This window comes from Nocardiopsis sp. NPDC058789 (genome assembly GCF_042745575.1).
Taxonomy (GTDB): Bacteria; Actinomycetota; Actinomycetes; order Streptosporangiales; family Streptosporangiaceae; genus Nocardiopsis; species Nocardiopsis eucommiae.
Window position 1 is genome coordinate 214,751 of sequence record NZ_JBHYOW010000005.1, and the last position, 18,139, is coordinate 232,889.

The 18,139-nt window shown below is 72.1% G+C and carries 18 protein-coding genes; 9 read left to right on the forward strand and 9 right to left on the reverse strand.

Annotated features, from left to right (window positions below):
• Positions 1–149: 149 nt before the first annotated feature.
• Positions 150–632, forward strand: a complete 483-nt coding sequence (gene rraA, locus ACFW3L_RS08855) for a ribonuclease E activity regulator RraA (RefSeq protein ID WP_378737989.1) — start codon at positions 150–152, stop codon at positions 630–632.
• Here the strand turns inward: rraA and ACFW3L_RS08860 are convergent.
• Positions 629–1,345, reverse strand: a complete 717-nt coding sequence (locus tag ACFW3L_RS08860) for a hypothetical protein (protein WP_378737991.1) — start codon at positions 1,343–1,345, stop codon at positions 629–631. The two genes, rraA and ACFW3L_RS08860, sit on opposite strands and share 4 nt — an antisense overlap.
• Positions 1,346–1,547: 202 nt before the next feature.
• On the opposite strand from ACFW3L_RS08860, the gene ACFW3L_RS08865 reads away from it, so the two are divergent.
• Together ACFW3L_RS08865 and ACFW3L_RS08870 are read left to right on the forward strand one after the other, a co-directional pair.
• Positions 1,548–2,822, forward strand: coding sequence for a sensor histidine kinase (locus ACFW3L_RS08865; RefSeq protein WP_378737993.1), 1,275 nt, complete (start codon positions 1,548–1,550; stop codon positions 2,820–2,822).
• Positions 2,819–3,466, forward strand: coding sequence for a response regulator (locus ACFW3L_RS08870; RefSeq protein ID WP_378737995.1), 648 nt, complete (start codon positions 2,819–2,821; stop codon positions 3,464–3,466). Before ACFW3L_RS08865 ends, ACFW3L_RS08870 begins: the two co-directional genes overlap by 4 nt.
• Positions 3,467–3,657: 191 nt before the next feature.
• On the opposite strand, the gene ACFW3L_RS08875 is transcribed toward ACFW3L_RS08870, so the two are convergent.
• The 8 genes from ACFW3L_RS08875 to ACFW3L_RS08910 all read right to left on the reverse strand — a co-directional run bounded on the left by ACFW3L_RS08875 (position 3,658) and on the right by ACFW3L_RS08910 (position 11,702).
• A complete protein-coding gene (locus tag ACFW3L_RS08875; RefSeq protein WP_378737997.1) occupies positions 3,658–4,317 on the reverse strand; it encodes a bifunctional DNA primase/polymerase in 660 nt (219 codons plus the stop codon).
• Between the two features lie 90 nt (positions 4,318–4,407).
• Positions 4,408–5,406 (reverse strand): porphobilinogen synthase, encoded by a 999-nt coding sequence (gene hemB, locus ACFW3L_RS08880; protein ID WP_378737999.1) that lies wholly within the window; start codon positions 5,404–5,406, stop codon positions 4,408–4,410.
• Between the two features lie 61 nt (positions 5,407–5,467).
• Positions 5,468–7,159, reverse strand: coding sequence for a uroporphyrinogen-III synthase (locus tag ACFW3L_RS08885; protein WP_378738001.1), 1,692 nt, complete (start codon positions 7,157–7,159; stop codon positions 5,468–5,470).
• Positions 7,160–7,389: 230 nt separating this feature from the next.
• Positions 7,390–8,361 carry a hydroxymethylbilane synthase gene (gene hemC / locus ACFW3L_RS08890; RefSeq protein WP_378738003.1) on the reverse strand — a complete coding sequence of 324 codons (972 nt, stop codon included), beginning with the start codon at positions 8,359–8,361 and terminating at the stop codon, positions 7,390–7,392.
• The gene (locus ACFW3L_RS08895; protein WP_378738005.1) at positions 8,358–9,860 is read right to left on the reverse strand and encodes a glutamyl-tRNA reductase; all 1,503 of its coding nucleotides are present in this window, start codon (positions 9,858–9,860) and stop codon (positions 8,358–8,360) included. The genes hemC and ACFW3L_RS08895 overlap by 4 nt, the downstream gene beginning before the upstream one ends.
• Positions 9,861–10,001: 141 nt before the next feature.
• On the reverse strand, positions 10,002–10,694 hold the full coding sequence (locus ACFW3L_RS08900; protein WP_378738007.1) for a redox-sensing transcriptional repressor Rex: 693 nt from the start codon (positions 10,692–10,694) through the stop codon (positions 10,002–10,004).
• A 449-nt stretch (positions 10,695–11,143) separates the two neighbouring features.
• On the reverse strand, positions 11,144–11,410 hold the full coding sequence (locus ACFW3L_RS08905) for a glutaredoxin family protein (protein WP_378738010.1): 267 nt from the start codon (positions 11,408–11,410) through the stop codon (positions 11,144–11,146).
• A 34-nt stretch (positions 11,411–11,444) separates the two neighbouring features.
• Entirely contained in the window at positions 11,445–11,702 is a 258-nt protein-coding gene (locus tag ACFW3L_RS08910) for a MoaD/ThiS family protein (protein ID WP_378738012.1), read from the reverse strand.
• A 109-nt stretch (positions 11,703–11,811) separates the two neighbouring features.
• Here ACFW3L_RS08910 and ACFW3L_RS08915 point away from each other — a divergent pair, with 109 nt between their 5' ends.
• The 6 genes from ACFW3L_RS08915 (at position 11,812) to pstB (ending at position 18,056) form a co-directional block, all read left to right on the forward strand.
• The gene (locus ACFW3L_RS08915; RefSeq protein WP_378738014.1) at positions 11,812–12,591 is read left to right on the forward strand and encodes a winged-helix domain-containing protein; all 780 of its coding nucleotides are present in this window, start codon (positions 11,812–11,814) and stop codon (positions 12,589–12,591) included.
• A gap of 229 nt (positions 12,592–12,820) precedes the next feature.
• Complete coding sequence (locus ACFW3L_RS08920) at positions 12,821–13,840, forward strand: hypothetical protein (RefSeq protein ID WP_378738016.1); 1,020 nt, start codon at positions 12,821–12,823, stop codon at positions 13,838–13,840.
• Between the two features lie 119 nt (positions 13,841–13,959).
• A complete protein-coding gene (gene mshD / locus ACFW3L_RS08925) occupies positions 13,960–14,937 on the forward strand; it encodes a mycothiol synthase (RefSeq protein WP_378738018.1) in 978 nt (325 codons plus the stop codon).
• A 282-nt stretch (positions 14,938–15,219) separates the two neighbouring features.
• Positions 15,220–16,185 (forward strand): phosphate ABC transporter permease subunit PstC, encoded by a 966-nt coding sequence (gene pstC / locus ACFW3L_RS08930; protein ID WP_378738020.1) that lies wholly within the window; start codon positions 15,220–15,222, stop codon positions 16,183–16,185.
• Positions 16,182–17,261 carry a phosphate ABC transporter permease PstA gene (pstA, locus tag ACFW3L_RS08935; protein WP_378738022.1) on the forward strand — a complete coding sequence of 360 codons (1,080 nt, stop codon included), beginning with the start codon at positions 16,182–16,184 and terminating at the stop codon, positions 17,259–17,261. Before pstC ends, pstA begins: the two co-directional genes overlap by 4 nt.
• A gap of 15 nt (positions 17,262–17,276) precedes the next feature.
• Positions 17,277–18,056, forward strand: a complete 780-nt coding sequence (gene pstB, locus ACFW3L_RS08940) for a phosphate ABC transporter ATP-binding protein PstB (protein WP_378738024.1) — start codon at positions 17,277–17,279, stop codon at positions 18,054–18,056.
• The last annotated feature ends 83 nt before the right edge of the window (positions 18,057–18,139 follow it).

The following is an 18,139-nucleotide window of genomic DNA, read 5'->3' on the forward strand; positions in this document are numbered from 1 at the left end:
GTCATCCGTCGAACCCCCTTGAGACCGTGGAAGCCCGAAACCGACGAAAGAGACACGGTCCACCCACCAAAGACCCCGGTCGGGACCCGGCGCTCTACCAGCAAGTAACTTGGGGCCCGTCCACTCACACCTCACGGACCGGAGCTGTCATGGCCACGAGCTTCACCACGGCGGACCTCATCGACGACCACGGCGACACCCTGCGCAGCTGTTCCACGCAGTTCCGGCAGTACGGGGGGCACGAGGTGTTCTCCGGTCCGATCCGCACCGTGCGCTGCCACGAGGACAACGGGCTGGTCAAGCGAATCCTCCACTCCCCCGGTGCGGGGGCCGTCCTGGTGGTGGACGGCAACGGCTCCCTGCGCACCGCCCTGATGGGCGACATGATCGCGGAGGCCGCCGTACACAACGGCTGGGCCGGGGTCGTCATCAACGGCGCCGTCCGCGACACCGTCGCCCTCGGCGGGCTGGAGCTCGGGGTGAAGGCCCTCGGCTCCAACCCCCGCAAGTCCCTCAAGGACGCCGCCGGACGCGAGGACGAGCCGGTCACCTTCGGGGACGTCACCTTCAAACCGGGAGAGTGGCTCTACAGCGACCACGACGGGATCGTGGTCAACACCACCGCGCTCTAGGCGGCCGGCTTCCGCCACGCCTGGTTCCCGACGAACGGCGCCGCGCACCCCAGCAGGATCGCGGGCATCAGCAGCACCCCCGTGAGCGCCGCCCACCGGGGGTCCGGGGCGAGCACGCAGGCGACTCCCGTGACCACCCCGACCGCCGTCACGCCTCCGCCCACGAACCAGCGCGCCCGGTTCCACCAGCGGACGGCGGGGGTGTCGTGACCCCTGCGGGTGCGCAGCACCAGGGCCAGCAGGCCGAGGGCGACCAGGAAGGCCGCCAGGAACAGGCCCACCAGACGGTCGCTGGACACCGGCAGCGCACGCCCGGCCTCCGAGTACAGCATGACCACGTGGACGGCCGTCAGGAACGCCGCCAGCGCGGCCAGGTGAAGGTTCAGCAGTCTGCCCAGCGAACGCCCGGACCAGAACACCGGCATCCGCAGGGCCCGCTGGAACCCGGCGCCCAGGCGGGCTCCGACGGTCAGGACCGCGACCAGCAGCAGGATCACCCCGGGCATCGCGCTGGCGAACAGCCAGCGGGAGGTCATCGTGGGCTCGCCGTCGAGCCCCACCTTCCCGCTGGGGACCACCTCCGGGAGCTCCGACCACAGTGTCGCCGTCACCCCCACCGCGACCAGCGCCATGAGCGAGGCGAACACCGCCCCCACCCACGGAACGGGCACGGCTTCCCTTTCGACGACGGATTCCCCCGGGTTCGCCACCATGTGACTCCCACCTTTCGACGTACTCGATTCCTTGGTGGGAGAAACGTTAGGAATTCCGCGCCGCCGACACATCGGGCCCGGGGCACGCTCCGGTCATGTGCCTGGTCGGGGGTGGGACATGCCGGAGGTCATGGTCGGAACATGCCCGCATTCGTGACCCTTCGGGCCATTCCGGGAACCCTCTCGCGGCTATTCTCGAAGAATGTGGAAGAAGGACTCCCTGCCCGACCTCTCCTCGTGGGTGGCGCTGCGCGCCGACCGCCCTCCCCGGGTCCTGAACCTGCTGTTCTGGGCCGCCGTGATCTCCACCGGGCTGACCTACGGGTTCGTGTTCCTCGTCGATCGGGACCTGTTCCCCTCGGGCGACCCGGTGGTCGACGTCGTGATCCTGGTGATCATCGGGTGCCTGGCGGTCTCCTGCGGGTTGTGGCCGTTCCTGGCCTGGTCACCCTCGGCGGGCTGGGTGCACCGCGCGGCCACCGTCCTGTTCCTGGTCGTCTCCGTGTTCTCGCTGGCCTCGAACAACTACACCGTGCTGGTCCTGGTGTGCCTGGCCACCATGAACGCGATCGCGGTGTTCGGGATCGCCGGGGCCTGCGGCTACGCCGCCTTCCTGGGCGCGGTGAACCTCCTGCTCGTCCTGGTGGTCCCCGGCGACCCGCTGCTGATCGGCCTCGTGACGACCGGCAGCGCCCTGGTCCTGGTGCTGGCCTCCGGTCTGGTCTACGTCGCCCTGCTCGTGGCCTCCCAACGGGCCGAGCGCACCCGGGAGCTGCTGGCCGAGCTGGAGGAGGCCCACGCGGAGCTGCGCCGCCACGCGGAGCGGGTGCGCGAGCTGACGGTCGCGGAGGAGCGGGCTCGCATGTCGCGGGAGATGCACGACAGCACCGGGCACTACCTGACCGCCCTGGCCATGACCCTCTCGAACGCCCTGCGCTTCCGCACCGCCCGCCCCGAGGACGCCTGGGAGGAGGTGGAGCAGGCCCGGGAGCTCGCCCGGGACGCCCTCACCGACACCCGCCGCTGGGTGCGCGCCCTGCGCCCCCTCCAACTGGAGGGACACGCGGGCACGGCGGCCATGCGGGCGATGGCCGAGTCCTTCGACGGCGGCGGCGCGCGGATCGTCTTCACCGACTCCGGGGCCTGGCCCCAGCTGTCCCAGGAGGCGGAACTGGTCTGCTACCGGGCGCTCCAGGAGGGGCTGACCAACGCGATGCGCCACTCGGGCAGCGATCGGATCGAGGTGGAGGTGGGCGGCCTGGCGGAGGACGCGCGCCTGTCGGTGACCGACAACGGGACCGGCGCCGAGGAGGGCGCCGCCCGCGACGGCTTCGGGCTGCGCGGCCTGCGTGAGCGGGTGGCCTCCGTGGACGGCTCCGTGAGCACGGAGAACCTGCCGGGAGGAGGGTTCCGGCTCCTGGTGACCGTGCCCGCCGAGCGGACAGCCGCCCCCGCCGTGGTCGGGAGCGGCGGATGAGGCCGGTCTCGGTGCTGATCGTGGACGACCAGGTCCTGCTGCGGCAGGGGCTGCGCAAGCTGCTGGAGATCGAGGAGGGGGTCGAGGTCGTCGGCGACGCGGCCGACGGGCTGGAGGCGTTGGAGTTCCTCGCCTCGGCGCCGCCCCCGGACGTGGCCCTCGTGGACGCCCGCATGCCGCGCATGGACGGGATCGAGCTCATCACCAGGATGCGCGCCGAGTACCCGGGGGTGCCCGCCGTCATCCTCACCACGTTCGACGACGACGCGCTCGTCTTCGGCGGTCTGCGCGCGGGCGCCCGGGGCTACCTGCTCAAGGACGTCCCCCCGGACGAGCTGGTGCTGGCCATCCGTCAGGCGGCGCGCGGCGAGACCGTCCTGGGCGGTCCGGCCGCCGACCACCTGGTCGCCGCCCTCACCGCTCCCCCGGCGCCCGCGCCCTCCCCCGTGCGACCCGCCGCGCTGTCCGAGCGCGAGTGGGAGGTGGCGCGCATGGTGGGCACGGGGGCGACCAACCGGGAGCTCGCCCGTGCCCTGTTCATCACCGAGGGAACAGCCAAGAACCACGTGACGAGCATCCTGCGCAAACTGGACCTGCGCGACCGCACGGCGCTGGCCCTGTGGGTCGGCGAGCGCCGCGCCTGATCGGCACCGCACGGAGCCGCCCGCGTGGCGGGGGCGCTCGGCCACCCGCCGTGCCAAGGGCGGTCAGGCACCGCCGTGCCAAGGGTCACTCGGCCACCTCCGTACCGGGGGGCATAGGGCCACCCGCCGTGCCTGGGGCGTTGGGCCACCTCCGTACCGGAGGCGTGGGGCCGCCCGCCTGCCAAGGGCGGTCAGGCGCCCGGGGCGGCGAACTCCTCGCTGGCGTCGCTGAGGATGTCCAGGACCGCGATCGGGTCCGGCAGGACCACGGCGCCCTCCACGTCGCGGGGGGTGCGGATCCAGGTCACGCGCCCGCCCGAGGGCAGGGCGGACGGGGCGCCCATGACGAAGCTGTCCCGGCAGTGCCAGCGCAGGCCCGGCATCGCCTCGACGGCCTCGGGGACGCAGTCCAGATGGCACGACCACCACTCGTCCTCGTCCATCGGGGAACGGGTGGCGACGAAGAACATGTAGCGCGAGTCCTGGGCCGCGACCGGGCCCGCGGGCACGCCCGCGCGGCCCATGCGGGCCAGGGCCATGACTCCGGCCTCGCGGGGGACGTCCAGGACGTCGAAGACCCGACCGGTCGGGAGCACGACGTTCGCCTGCGGGCTGGCCGTCCACCACCGCCGGATGGTCGCGGTCTCGGTACTGGCCTCCACGCCCCAGGCGGCGGTGACCGGGTGCGCGGCCGGGTCCGGACAGCCCATCCGGTCGCACGTACACGCGCGGTCCTCGCCGGGGGCCGTGCCCCGCGCCACGGGCCAGCCCAGTTCGGCGAAGCGCAGCGCCGAATCCAGCATGCTGTCCGTTGCGTGGCGTCGTTTACGTCGGTACAACACGTCGGCCATCTGGGGCTCCCCGGTCGTGATCGGTGCGGGCGCGGCCGGTGGAGGGGGCCGGCGCCCGGCGGCCGCGACCGGGGCGTGGGCCTCGACGGGTCAGCGCAGCAGGCGGGCCGCCTCGGTGGCCCAGTACGTGAGGATCTGTTCGGCCCCCGCGCGCCGGTAGGAGGTCAGCGTCTCCAGGATCGCCCGCTCACGGTCGAGCCAGCCCTTCTCGGCCGCCGCCTCGATCATCGCGTACTCGCCGCTGACCTGGTACGCGGACACGGGCACCGGAGAGGACTCCGCGACCTTGGCGACCACGTCCAGGTAGGCCAGTCCCGGCTTCACCATGACCATGTCGGCGCCCTCCGCGACGTCCAGGGCCACCTCGCGCAGGGACTCGCGGACGTTGGCCGGATCCTGCTGGTAGCCGGAGCGGTCCCCGAACTGCGGAGCCCCCTCGGCAGCCTCACGGAAGGGCCCGTAGAACACGGAGGCGTACTTGGCCGCGTAGGCCAGGATCGGCACGTGCGGGAAACCGGCCCGGTCCAGTCCGTCGCGGATCGCGCCGACCTGGCCGTCCATCATTCCGCTGGGCGCGACCACGGCGGCCCCGGCCTCGGCCTGGGCGGCGGCGATGGACGCGTACCGCTCCAAGGTGAGGTCGTTGTTGACGTGCCCGTCCTGCTCCAGCGGGCCGCAGTGGCCGTGGTCGGTGTACTCGCACAGGCAGAGGTCGGCCATCACCACGATGTCGTCGCCGACCTCGGCCGCGAGGTCGCGCAGTGCCACCTGGACCACCCCGTCGGGGTCGTCCGCCTGCGACCCCACGGCGTCCTTGTGCTCGGGGATGCCGAACAGCATGAGGCCGCCGACCCCGGCCTCGACCGCCTCCCGGGCGGCCTTGCGCAGGCTGTCGCGGGTGTGCTGCACCTGGCCGGGCATCGAGGAGATCGCCACCGGTTCGGTGAGCCCCTCCTTGACGAACATCGGCAGGATCAGGTTCTCCGGGAGCACCCGGGTCTCCGCGACCAGGCGACGCAGCGCCGGGCCTCGGCGCAGTCGGCGCGGCCGGGCGACGGGGAACTCTGCGTCATGGCTGGCGGCGGTCATGGGTACTCCCGGATGGGCTGGGTGGTGGTCGGGAACCGAGGGGACGGTTCGGGGTCACTGCTCAGAGCTTGCGGCGGCGACCGCGGCGCTTCTGGCTCGGCTTGAGGATCGGCTTGCCCGCGTCGATCGCCTCCTGGCGCTTGGCCGCACCGTACTCCGAAAGCGCCTCCGCGAGGGCGGAAACCGAGGCTTTCGGCGCGACCACGTCCACACGCAGGCCGAACTCGATGGCCGTCTTCTCGGTCTCCGGGCCGATCACGGCGATCGCGGTGGTGTTGTGCGGCTTCCCCGCGATCCCGACGAGGTTGCGAACCGTGGAGGAGGACGTGAAGAGCACGGCGTCGAAGCCGCCGCCCTTGATCGCCTCGCGGACCGGCTGGGGCGGGGGCGCCGCCCGGACGGTCCGGTAGGCGGTGACGTCGTCGATCTCCCAGCCGAGGTCGGTGAGTCCGGCGGCGAGGGTCTCGGTGGCGATGTCCGCGCGGGGCAGCAGGACCCGCTCCATGGGGTCGATCTCGGCGTCGTAGGGCGGCCAGACCTCGACCAGACCCTTGCTGGACTGGGCGTCCTCGGCTGGCTCCAGGTCGGGCTGGATGCCGAAGTCGCGGACGGCCTGGGCGGTGGCCTCTCCCACGACGGCGACCTTGACCCCGGCGAAGGCGCGGGCGTCCAGGCCGTACGACTCCAGCCGCTCACGGATGGCGCGGACCGCGTTGACGGAGGTGAAGGCCACCCACTGGTAGCGGCCGGTCACCAGGCCGCGCACGGCGCGCTCCATCTGCTGCGGGGTGCGCGGGGGCTCCACGGAGATGGTGGGCACCTCCTCAGGCACCGCGCCGTAGCCGCGCAGCTGGTCGGAGAGGGCCACGGCCTGCTCCTTGGTGCGGGGCACCAGGACGCGCCACCCGAACAGCGGCCGGGTCTCGTACCAGGACTGCTCGGCCTGGCGGGCCACCGGAGCGCCGACGATCATCAGCGCGGGCGCGGTGACGTGGTGGTTCTTGGCGTCGGTGGACTTGAGCTCGGCAACCAGGCGGCCCAGCGTCGAGGTGACGGTGGTCTGCCGGGTGGTGCCCCCGGCGCGCACGACCGCGACCGGGGTGGTGGTGGGGCGGCCACCGGCGATGAGCGCCTTGCAGACGACGTCGAAGCCGGGCCCCCGGTGCTCGGGCGCCTCCTCCGGCGGGGCGTCGGCGCCCAGGATGACCAGCGGGGCGTCGCTGGAGGCGGCCTCCTGCCAGTCGACCTCCCTGTCGCCGTGCGGGCGGGCGTGCAGGACCCGCAGCTCGACCTGGTCGTCCCCGAGCAGGGAGACGCCGCCGAAGGTCGGCACCGAGGTGATCGAGGAGACCCCGGGGGCGACCTCGACCTCGATCCCGGCCTCGCGGCAGGCGGCGACCAGGGCGGCGCCCCGGCAGCCGAAGAACGGGTCGCCCGAGTACAGGCGCACGACCCGCTGGCCCTCGCGGGCGTGGGTGACGGCGAGCGTGTTGACGTCGCCGCCGCACTCGGCGGCCTGGACCACCGTGACGTCCTCGGAGCAGTGCGCCAACAGCTCCTCACGGAAACCGGAGAGCTCCTCGGCGGCGGGTTCCCGGAGGGTGATGACCACGTCCGCCCGGCTCAGCAGCTCGGCGCCGCGCAGCGTCAGCAGGTCGGCGCCTCCCGGGCCGGCACCGACCAGGGCGACGTGACCGGACCCGCGCTCGCGGCGACGCGGTTCCTCCGGCTGGGGGCTGGCGTTGGCGTTCACGTACTGGCTCCTCGTGTGTGGGTCGCCCGCGCCCCGGGGTGCGGATCCCGGGGCGGTGACAGGGAGGTGGTGGTGCGGTGGTGGCCGGACCCTCTCTCGCGGGCGACGGGCGGCGGTGCCCCTGCCGCGCCCCGCTCCGCCGCCTCGCACGGCGGAGGCCCGCCCGGGGCGGGCCGTCCGTCCGGGCCGGTGAGCGGAGTGCGCGGCGGGCGCGGTCCGGGGAACACGGTCTAGGGGGCGTCCCGCTCGGCGAAGGCCTCGGCGACGATGCGGTCGGCGCCCTCGGCGATCATCTGGCGGGCCAGGTCGCGGCCGAGCCCGACGGCGGTGTCGAGGTCGTCCGGCGACGCCAGGTCGATGGTGCGCTCACGGCGTACGGCGGTGGCGCCGTTGGTGGCGACCACGGCGGCGCGCAGACGCAGGGACCCCTCGGAGTACTCCGCGAAGGCGCCGACCGGGGCTGCGCACCCGGCCTCCAGTTCGGACAGCACGGTGCGCTCCGCGACGACCTCGGCGCGGGTGGCCGGGTGGTCGACGGCGCCCAGGTAGGCGAGGTCGGACCCGGCGCGCTCGGTCCGGCACTCGACGGCCAGGGCGCCCTGTCCGGGAGCGGGCAGCATCTGCTCGGGCTCGAAGACGTCGGTGACGTCGTCGCGGCGCCCGACGCGGCCAAGCCCGGCGTGGGCCAGGACCACGGCGTCGAGTTCGCCGGAGGTCACCTTGCCCAGGCGGGTCTCGGCGTTGCCCCGGATGGGGACGTAGACGAGGTCGGGGCGGAGCGCGGACAACTGGGCGACGCGGCGCGGGGAGCCCGTGCCGACCTTGGCCCCGGCGGGGAGGTCCGCGAACTTCAGCCCGTCGCGGGCGCACAGGGCGTCGCGCGGGTCGTCCCGCTCGGGGATGGCCGCCAGGACCAGCCCCTCGGCGGGCGTGGTCGGCAGGTCCTTCAGGGAGTGCACCGCGAAGTCGATGGTCCCGGCGACCAGCTCGTCGCGCAGGGCGTTGACGAACACGCCGGTGCCGCCGAGCTGGGTCAGGTGGGCCTTGGTGACGTCACCGAAGCTCGTGATGAGCTCCAGCTCGATCGCCTGGCCGGTCCGCTCGGTGATCGTGTCGGCGACCCCCTGCGACTGGGTGGTGGCCATGGTGCTGCGGCGGGTGCCGAGCCTGGCGGGTACGGAGGTCGTGCCTTCTGCGGTCATGCCTTCTCCTGTGCGGGCCGCACGGCGGGGCTGCGGCGTCCGGGACAGGTCTCCCCGTCCGGGGTCTTCGGGATCTGGAGGTCGAGGTCGAACAGCTGGCGCAGGGCGGCCTCGTAGGACTCGCCGTCCGGGGCCGCGGCCAGTTCCTTCACACGCACGGTCGGTCTGTGCAGCAGTTTGTCCGCGACGCGGCGCATGGCGCGGCCGATCTCCTCGCGGGTGCGCTCGTCGAGGTCGTCGGGGAGTCGGCCGTGGAGGCGGGACAGCTCGGACTCCACCACACCGCGGGCCTGGGCGCGCAGGGCGACGACGGTGGGGGCGACCTCGTTGGCGCGGCGGATCGCGCGGAACTCGTCGACCTCCTCGTCAACGATCCCGCGCACGAGCGGGAGCGCGTTGGAGCGGCCGGGGTCGTGGTCGGTTCCGGCGGCGACGGCCTGGCGCAGGTCCTCGATGTCCACGAGGTGGACCCCGGGGAGCTCGCGCACGCCGGGGTCGATGTCGCGGGGCAGGGCCAGGTCGAGGAAGACCAGCGGGCGGGTGCGGCCCTCGGTGGCGGCGGCCACGGCGTCGGCGGTGAGCACGAGGCCCTGGGCACCGGTGCAGGAGATGACGAGGTCGACGTCGGTGAGGGAGGCGGCCGCGTCGGGGAAGGGGACGGAGCCGACCCGCACGGTGTCGTAGGCCTCGTTGAGGCACTCGGCCAGCCGCGCCGCGCGTTCGGGCGTGCGGTTGGCGACGACGACCGTCCCGGCGCCCTGGCGGGCGACGGTGTTGGCGGACAGGGCGCTCATGGATCCCGCTCCGAGGACCAGCACGCGGGAGCCGGTGAGCGGGCCGGAGGGGAGGGCCGCGCCGAGGGTGCGGGGCTCGGTCCGCTCCGCGGGCAGGGGCCCCTGGCCGGACATGGGGCAGCCCGCGGGCGGGGTGACCTCGGCTGCGGGCAGCGACGGGTCCGGGGTGACCGCGAGGTTCCTGGTGGCGATGGTGAGGCCGAAGCTGACCATGTCGGCGCCCGCGTGGTCCAGGTGGGTCTCGGTGTGGGCGCGCTTGCCCACGCGCAGGGCGCGCTGGCCGAGGTCGTTGAGGACCCGGCCGACGGAACCGGTCTCCTGGCCCTCCTTGAGGGCGTCGCGGACCTGGCCGAGGATCTGGCCCTCACCGACGACCATGGAGTCGAGGCCGCAGGTGACGGAGAACAGGTGCTGGACGGCGTTGTCGTCGAAGTGCGCGTAGAGGTGCTCGTTGAGCTCCCCGAGGGTGACGCCCGTGTGCCAGGAGAGGAGTTCGGTGATGGCCGCGACCCCGCCGTGGGGGTTCTCGACGTCGGCGTAGACCTCGGTGCGGTTGCAGGTGGAGACCACCATGACCTCGTTGACCGCGTCGGAGCCCACCATCTCCCCGATCGCCCTGGTGCGCGTCTCGCCGTTCAACGCGACACGTTCGAGCAGCGCCACCGGCGAACTCCGATGGCTCAACCCCACGGCCAGGACACTCATCCGCACTCCTATGCAGGCACTATGTCTCTCCATGTTCGGGCACGGACGCGGACCACCGCCGCCAACCCCCCGAAACGCGACGTACGCTCGCTCATCGCCGCCGCTCGGGCCTGGGACCCCTGCCCCAGGACCCGGTCCGTCTCATGTCACTTCCAGCCCCGACCTGTGCGTCTGACCGTCGCCGTCGGCCCTGCGCTGCGCGTGGAAGGCGAGGATCTGGAGTTCGATGGACAAGTCGACCTTACGCACATCGACCCCGTCCGGCACATTCAGCACGACGGGGGCGAAGTTGAGGATGCTGGTCACTCCCGCTTCCACGAAGCGGCTGGCGACGCCCTGCGCGGAACCGGCCGGGGTGGCGATCACGCCGATCGACACGCCCTTCGTACGGACAACCTCCTCCAGGCTGTCAATATGCCTCACGTCCAGCGACGCGACGGACCGGCCGACCACCTCCGGGTCCGCGTCGAGCAGGGCCGCTATCCGGAACCCCCGGGTGCCGAAACCCCCGTAGTTGGCCAGTGCGCGCCCCAGGTTGCCGATACCGACGATGGCCACCGACCAGTCCTGGGTGAGACCAAGCTCACGCGAGATCTGGTAGATGAGGTACTCGACCTCGTAACCCACGCCTCTCGTCCCGTAGGAGCCCAGATGGGAGAGGTCCTTGCGGAGCTTCGCCGAGTTCACTCCGGCGGCACCGGCCAGCGCCTCGGAGGAGACGGTGGCGGTGCCACGGTCCTGGAGGGCCTGGAGGGCCCGGAGGTAGACCGGCAGCCGGGCGACGGTGGCCTCCGGGATTCCCCTCTCCCGGGGCCGAGGCGGACGTGTTGTCACAGGGTGGCGCTCCTGGGGGGCGGTCGGTTCGGGCGGGTGCGGGGTGGTGGGCGCGCGATTCCGGCGCCGTCGGCCCGGACACGCGTCTCCCCCGCCCTACGGGTCGTGGGATCCCCAGATTACGTGCTTGTGAAAGCACGCACAAAGTGGGGTCCGGTGTGACGCCCCACGGGCGAGTTCCCACAAATGCACCCCTGGGGACCCGGCGAGGAACACGAGATCACATCGCACGCATTCCGGGCACGGGAGCCGAGCACGCGGGGCGCCGGGGAGGAAGTCGCGGGACGCTCCGGACCACCCGCCGAAGGATCACGGAACGGGCGGGGAGGCCCCGTGGAAGCGGCGACGGAAATGGCGCCGCCGCGTATTGGCGGTGCCCCCGCCACCGACGCGACGGCGCCATTTCCCCTTCCGTTCCGGCCCCCCGGGGGGATCCCGCCGAAGGGCCCTCAGGAGGAGAGGGCGGAACGCAGCCGCTCCTCGGACACCCGCCAGAAATCGTGCCGCCGACCGTCCACGAACGTCACCGGGATCTTGTCCCAGTACTCCTCGCGGTCGGCCTCCGAAACCTCGGCCAGGTCCTGTTCCGCCCGGTTCACCCCGAGGCCGTCCGTCACACGCTCGATGACCGACCACGCGTCCTCGCACAGGTGGCACCCGGCCCTGCCGAGCATGACCACGCGCGCCTTCCCCGTCCACTGCTGGGTTTCCGTCATGTTTCGCTCCGATTCCGCCACGTCGTCGGCCCCCTCACCCGCCCGCGAAGGGCGGTAGGACCTCGATCACAGTCCCGTCCGTGACCACGACCTCACCGTGCGCCCGCCGCCCCACGGGACGCTCGTCCACCAGGAGCGACGAAGCCCCGAGCACACGCTGGAAACGGTCGTCGGTGTGCAGGAGACACGCCGCTTCGAGGGCGGCCGCGAGGGTGTCGGCTTCGACCGTCTCCTCAGCCGTTCCGGCCGCTTCCTTCGCGGAAGCCCAGTACCGGATAGTGCACTTCGCCATCAGTTGATTATCCTTGGTGTTGCTCGGAGGCGACGTATTCGACAAATCTTCACCGGGGGCAATGGCGCCTTCGATCGCCCGACACAAGCGGGCCGACGAGAAGAGACGCATGAGCCATCTGCTGTTACTCACGAACTCGAACGATCCGTCCGACCACGTTCTTCCCGCTCTCGGACTCCTCCTGCACTCGGTGCGGGTGGCACCCGCCGAGGCCGGGGCCCTGCTGGCCTCCGGGGCCGGCGGGAACCCGAGCGCCCCGGTTGACGCCATTCTGGTCGATGCCCGAACGGACCTGGCGGCGGCCCGCAACTTCTGTCGGCTGCTGGACACCACGGGCCTCGACTGCCCTCTGATGGTGATCCTCACGGAGGGCGGCGTCGCGGCGCTGACACCGGACTGGCAGGCCGACGACTTCATCCTGGTCACGGCTGGTCCCGCCGAGGTGGAGGCCCGGCTGCGCCTGGCGGTCGGGGCGGCCGAGGCGGGATCCGGCGATCCGGACGAGATCCGCCGGGGCGACCTGGTGATCGACGAGGCCACCTACATCGCCCGTCTGCGCGGCCGCATCCTCGACCTCACCTTCAAGGAGTTCGAACTGCTCAAGTTCCTGGCGCAGCACCCCGGCCGGGTCTTCACCCGGGCGCAGCTGCTCCAGGAGGTGTGGGGCTACGACTACTACGGCGGTACCAGGACCATCGACGTCCACGTGCGCCGCCTGCGCGCCAAGCTGGGCTCGGAGTACGAGTCGCTGATCGGCACCGTGCGCAACGTGGGCTACCGCTTCGTGCCGGACCCGGTCACGAAGTCCGGGACGGCCCAGAAGCCCTCCTCGGAGGCGGAGGAGACGGCGGAGGCCGTACCCGCGACCCGTTCCTCCGGGGCCTCGTAGGGCCCCGGCCCCGCACGACCCGACCGTTCCGGGGCGCCCGCGCGGGCGCCCCGGTGCCGTGTCCGGGTCCGCCCGATTGGAACGGCGCGCACCCTCGTGCTCGGCGCCCCCACACCCTAAGATCGGTGGGGCACCCGACGGACGGGGCTTGGCAGGCGTGGCGGAGACCCGTCGCCGGGTGCGGCCCGAGCCGCTGACGGCGCGCCCCCGGAGGAGTGAGATCGCACCGATGCCGACCCCCGCTACCCACGCCCCCCACAGACCCCGTCTCAGCAGCGTCCTCGGCGCGGCCTTCGTCGGTTCCACGTTGATCGCCGTGATGTCGCCGGCGCACGCCGACCCCGCCGCGTCCGCCGTCATCACCTTCGACCGTGAGGACGACTCCGTCGTGCTGGGCCAGGAGGCCCCGCCCAACACGCTCTCGGTCGCCAACACCGGGACCGTCCCGATCTGCCTGCTCGACCTGTGGACCGACGCCTCCGAGTTCCCGGCGGGCGCCCCCACCGCGTCGGTGATCGCGCCCGAGGTGACCACCCAGAGCACCGTCTCGGGCGCGCCCCGGCAGGACACCACCGTGACCGCGACCCTGCGCTACGCGCCCGCCCCCGAGGCGGGCTGCCAGGGCGTGGACGAGAGCCAGGTGAAGGAGGTCGAGTCGAACCCGTGGACGGTGACCGTCACCGACCCCGAGCCCTCGCCCACGGAGGAGCCCTCGGAGGAGCCCACGGAGAGCCCCACGGAGGAACCCAGCGAGGAGCCGTCCGAGGAACCCTCCCGGACCCCGAGCCCGTCGCCGACGCCCTCCCCCACGAACTCCGCCAGCCCCACGCCGACCCCGTCCCCGTCCGGCACGCCCACGCCCTCCCCGTCCGCCAGTGAGAGCGCCGGAGGCGGTTCCGGCAACGAACGCGGCCCGGCCAGGACCCCCGACCGGCCCCCGCGCTCGACGGTGAGCACCGCCCCCACCAGCGACGCGACCATCCCCACGCTCCCCCGCAGCGAGGCGGACCTGCCCGACCTCGCCCCGGGGGAGGCCGAGGACCTGGCCGAGCTGCCGCTGGTCACACCCTCCTCCGACGAGGACACCGAGACCGAGATCGCCGCCGACCACTCGGACATGGGCCCCTCGATCGCACCGGCCGTCCTGCTCGCCGCGTTCCTGCTCGCCCTGCTGCTGGCCACCCCGCTGGCACCCACCCGCCGGGTCCGCCTCGGCGCCGGATACCAGGGCAAACGACGCAAGGGCTGACACACCCCCGTGGGGCTCCGGGGTTCCGGCCCCGGGCCCACGGGTCGGCTCGGTCGTTCGGGCACCAGTTCGGGCGTCGACGTGGGGAATTCGGCCGACACGATCTAGGATTCTGGCTCATGAGTACCCCGCTAGTCACTGACAACCTCGCACCGGAGCTGGCCGGGCCCGTACTGGCCCTGGCCGAGGCCGCGCGTGCACGGGACGGGGCCGCCCCCCTGTCCGAGCACACCCTGCTCCGGATCAGACACGGAGCCCCCTCCGGCAGCAGCCGCTTCCACGTGGTCACCCGTGACGACCGCGTCGTGGGATTCGCGTTCGTGGAGAGGGGCCAGGACGAGCCGGACTCCGGCGAGGTCGTCGTGCACCCCGAGCACCGAGGGAGCGGACACGGTTCCGCGCTGCTGCGCTCGGTCCGGGAGGACGCGGGCCCCCACGGGGTGCGGGTGTGGGCGCACGGGCGCACGCCCGGCGCGGTCTCGGTCGCGGAGTCCGAGGGCTGGACGCCGGTCCGCGAACTCCACAAGATGCGCATGCCCCTGCGCGACCTGGGACCCGAGGTTCCGGACGGCCCGTGGACCGCGCCCGAACTGCCCGAGCCGGTCCTTCGGCCCGAGGTCGCGGACAAGGTGCGCATCCGACCGTTCGTGGTCGGCCAGGACGAGGAGGCCTGGCTGCGGGCCAACGCGCTCGCCTTCGCGGACCACCCCGAGCAGGGCTCCCTCACCCTGGACGACCTGCTCCAGCGCGAGGTCGAGGACTGGTTCGACCCCCGGGGATTCCTGGTCGCGTCCACCAACAGCGGCGCGATCGCCGCCTACCACTGGACCAAGACGCACGCGGACGGCGCCGGGCTCAGCGACGACGAGGCCGTCGGTGAGGTCTACGTGGTGGGGGTCGACCCCGCCTGGCAGGGCACCGGGCTGGGCCGCGCGCTGACCCTGGCCGGTCTCGTGCACCTGCGCGACGCCGGACTGCCCTGGGTGCACCTGTACGTGGACGGCGACAACGAGGCCGCGGTGCGCCTGTACGAGTCCCTCGGTTTCTCCATGTGGGACACGGACGTGATGTACGCCCCCTCGGACCCACGGAGCTGAGTGCCGTCGCGGGCCGCCCCCGGGGCCCGCTCGACGTGCGTCTCGTCACATTCACCGGGCGAACCCTTGTGCGCCACAGGAGTGCGACGCCGCGTTCACCTTCCGTTCATCTTCTCTGGGACAACTGGTCACTTCCTGCGCCTACCTTCGCATTCGGCGCGGTTCGGCTGTTTTCCGCGCGTTGACCGTGGCACCACGGTCGGGTCTCGCGCGGTTCACCGCCGTCCCGCTGGGACGCGGACCGATGACCAGCCCCGCAAACCTTTCCGAACCGGAGAATCCATGACGACCACGGACGCGCCCAAGGCGGCACCGCCGCCCACGGGCAAGCGCCGGATCGGCGATGTCGTTTTCGCCGGGCTCGCCCGAGGATCGGGGATCCTGATCCTGCTGATCCTCGCGGGTGTGGCCGCCTTCCTCCTGGTCCAGGCCTGGCCGTCGCTGCTGGCCAACACCTCGAACTTCCTGACCGACCAGTCATGGAACGCCAACGTCCGGGAGAACCCGTCGTTCGGTGTGGCCGCACTGGCCTTCGGCACCGTCATGGCCGCCGCGATCGCGCTCCTGCTGGCCACGCCGGTGGCGATCGGTATCGCGCTGTTCATCGTCTACTACGCGCCCCGGCGGCTCGCGACCACGCTCGGCTACCTGGTCGACCTGCTCGCCGCCATCCCCAGCGTGGTCTACGGCCTGTGGGGCATGATGGTCCTGGCCCCGCAGCTGGTCCCGATCTACGAGGGCATGACGACGTACCTCGGCTGGATCCCCCTCTTCGCGGGCCCCGCCTCCACCTCCGCCCGCACACTGCTCACCGCGGGCGTCGTCCTGGCGGTCATGATCCTGCCGATCATCACGGCCATGTCCCGCGACGTGTTCCACCAGGTCCCGCAGGGCCACCGTGAGGCCGCACTGGCCATGGGGGCCACCCGCTGGGAGATGATCCGCCTCGCGGTCCTGCCCTTCGGCAAGTCCGGGATCGTCGGCGGCGCCATGCTCGGCATGGGGCGCGCGCTGGGCGAGACCATGGCGGTCGCCATGATCCTCTCCCCGTCCCTGGCGATCTCCTTCAACCTGCTCCAGAGCGGCAACCAGACCATCGCCGCGCACATCGCCCTCCAGTACCCGGAGGCCACCGGCTACGGCGTGTCCGCTCTGATCGCTGCGGGCCTGGTGCTGTTCGCGATCACCCTGGCCGTCAACATGGGCGCCCGCTACGTCGTGGCCCGGGGCAACAAGGAGTCCGCATGAGCATGACGACGACGCAGCCTCCTGCCCCCGACGCGGGATCGCCCGAGAACGACCTCCGTTCCGGTGCCCTCCCCCACCGTTTCCCGCTGGTCCTGCTGGTCGCCTGCGGCATGGTGGTCGCGGGGGTGCTGGCCGCCTTCTCGTCCTTCGGCATCGTCCTGTGGGCCCTGCTCACCGCCGTCTCCTACGTCGTCATCGTGGTGACCGCCTCGGCGCGGATCGAGGGCGGCCGCAAGGCCAAGGACCGCCTGGTCACCTCGTTGGTCTACTCGGCGTTCCTGCTCGCGATGGCGCCCCTGGTGTCGCTGCTGTACACAGTGGTCGGCTACGGGCTCGCCCGCTTCGACGGCTACTTCCTGACCGTGTCGATGAACGGCGTGCTGCCGAGCATGGACGCGGGCGGCGTCTACCACGCGATCGTCGGCACCCTGGCGATCACCGGCATGGCGACGCTCATCTCGGTGCCGATCGGCGTTCTCACCGCCGTCTACCTGGTCGAGTACGCCCAGGGCCGCCTGAAGAAGGTCATCACGTTCTTCGTGGACGTCATGACCGGCATCCCCTCCATCGTCGCCGGCCTCTTCGTGGTGGCGCTGTGGATGATGCTCTTCGGCCCCGGCAACACCAACGGCGCGGCGGGCGCGATCTCCCTCGCCGTGCTGATGATCCCGGTCGTGGTCCGGTCCAGCGAGGAGATGCTCCGCCTGGTCCCCCGCGACCTGCGCGAGGCCTCCTACGCCCTGGGCGTGCCCAAGTGGCGCACGATCACCAAGGTGGTGCTGCCCACCTCCGCCGCCGGTCTGACCACCGGAATCATGCTCGCCATCGCGCGCGTTATCGGAGAGACGGCGCCGCTGGTCCTCACCGCCGGATCGTCGGCGGTGTCCATCAACTGGAACCTGTTCGACGGGCAGATGATGAGCCTGCCGGTGTTCATCTACTCGCAGTTCCGCATGGGTGGGGCCGTCAACTACGAGAGGGCCTGGGCCGCCGCGCTGACGCTGGTCCTGACGGTCATGCTGCTGTTCGTCCTGGCCCGCGTGATCGGCCGCCTCTTCGCACCCAAGACCCGCTAAGACGAGGAACACCCTGTGGCGAAACGAATCGACGTCTCCGGACTGCACGTCTACTACGGCGACTTCCTCGCGGTCGAGGACGTGTCCATGACCATCGAGCCCCGCTCCGTGACGGCGTTCATCGGCTCCTCCGGATGCGGCAAGTCGACCTTCCTGCGCACCCTGAACCGGATGCACGAGGTCACCCCCGGCGCCCGCGCCGAGGGCAAGGTCCTCCTGGACGACCTCGACATCTACGGGCGCGAGGTCGACCCGGTGATGGTGCGGAGCGAGATCGGCATGGTCTTCCAGAAGGCCAACCCGTTCCCTACGATGTCGATCTACGACAACGTGATCGCGGGGGCCCGGCTCAACAACAAGCGGATGAGCAAGTCCGAGGCGGACGGGCTGGTCGAGGAGTCGCTGCGCGGCGCCAACCTCTGGGAGGAGGTCAAGGACCGCCTGCACAAGCCCGGTTCGGGCCTGTCCGGCGGCCAGCAGCAGCGCCTGTGCATCGCCCGCGCCACGGCCGTGAAGCCGTCCGTGCTGCTCATGGACGAGCCCTGCTCCGCCCTGGACCCCATCTCGACGCTGGCGATCGAGGACCTCATTCACAAGCTGAAGGAGGACTACACGATCGTGATCGTCACCCACAACATGCAGCAGGCCGCCCGCGTCTCCGACCGGACCGCCTTCTTCAACCTGTCGGCCCCGGGCAAGCCCGGCAAGCTGATCGAGATGGGCGAGACCAACCAGATCTTCACCCGCCCGGAGAAGAAGGAGACCGAGAACTACATCACCGGCCGGTTCGGGTAGGTCGACCACGGATCGGTTCGGCTCGAATCCGTTCTGTCACTGCCCTGTGTTTCCCTGAGGGGGTCCCGTTGATCGGGACCCCC

Coding starts and splice junctions, on each gene's coding strand:
- ACFW3L_RS08875 (WP_378737997.1), bottom strand. CDS start 4,317: ATGGCCGACGTGTTGTACCGACGTAAACGACGCCACGCAACGGACAGC.
- ACFW3L_RS08915 (WP_378738014.1), top strand. CDS start 11,812: ATGAGCCATCTGCTGTTACTCACGAACTCGAACGATCCGTCCGACCAC.
- hemC (WP_378738003.1), bottom strand. CDS start 8,361: ATGACCGCAGAAGGCACGACCTCCGTACCCGCCAGGCTCGGCACCCGC.
- pstA (WP_378738022.1), top strand. CDS start 16,182: ATGAGCATGACGACGACGCAGCCTCCTGCCCCCGACGCGGGATCGCCC.
- ACFW3L_RS08860 (WP_378737991.1), bottom strand. CDS start 1,345: ATGGTGGCGAACCCGGGGGAATCCGTCGTCGAAAGGGAAGCCGTGCCC.
- ACFW3L_RS08910 (WP_378738012.1), bottom strand. CDS start 11,702: ATGGCGAAGTGCACTATCCGGTACTGGGCTTCCGCGAAGGAAGCGGCC.
- mshD (WP_378738018.1), top strand. CDS start 13,960: ATGAGTACCCCGCTAGTCACTGACAACCTCGCACCGGAGCTGGCCGGG.
- hemB (WP_378737999.1), bottom strand. CDS start 5,406: ATGACCGCCGCCAGCCATGACGCAGAGTTCCCCGTCGCCCGGCCGCGC.
- ACFW3L_RS08920 (WP_378738016.1), top strand. CDS start 12,821: ATGCCGACCCCCGCTACCCACGCCCCCCACAGACCCCGTCTCAGCAGC.
- ACFW3L_RS08865 (WP_378737993.1), top strand. CDS start 1,548: ATGTGGAAGAAGGACTCCCTGCCCGACCTCTCCTCGTGGGTGGCGCTG.
- ACFW3L_RS08895 (WP_378738005.1), bottom strand. CDS start 9,860: ATGAGTGTCCTGGCCGTGGGGTTGAGCCATCGGAGTTCGCCGGTGGCG.
- rraA (WP_378737989.1), top strand. CDS start 150: ATGGCCACGAGCTTCACCACGGCGGACCTCATCGACGACCACGGCGAC.
- ACFW3L_RS08905 (WP_378738010.1), bottom strand. CDS start 11,410: ATGACGGAAACCCAGCAGTGGACGGGGAAGGCGCGCGTGGTCATGCTC.
- pstC (WP_378738020.1), top strand. CDS start 15,220: ATGACGACCACGGACGCGCCCAAGGCGGCACCGCCGCCCACGGGCAAG.
- ACFW3L_RS08870 (WP_378737995.1), top strand. CDS start 2,819: ATGAGGCCGGTCTCGGTGCTGATCGTGGACGACCAGGTCCTGCTGCGG.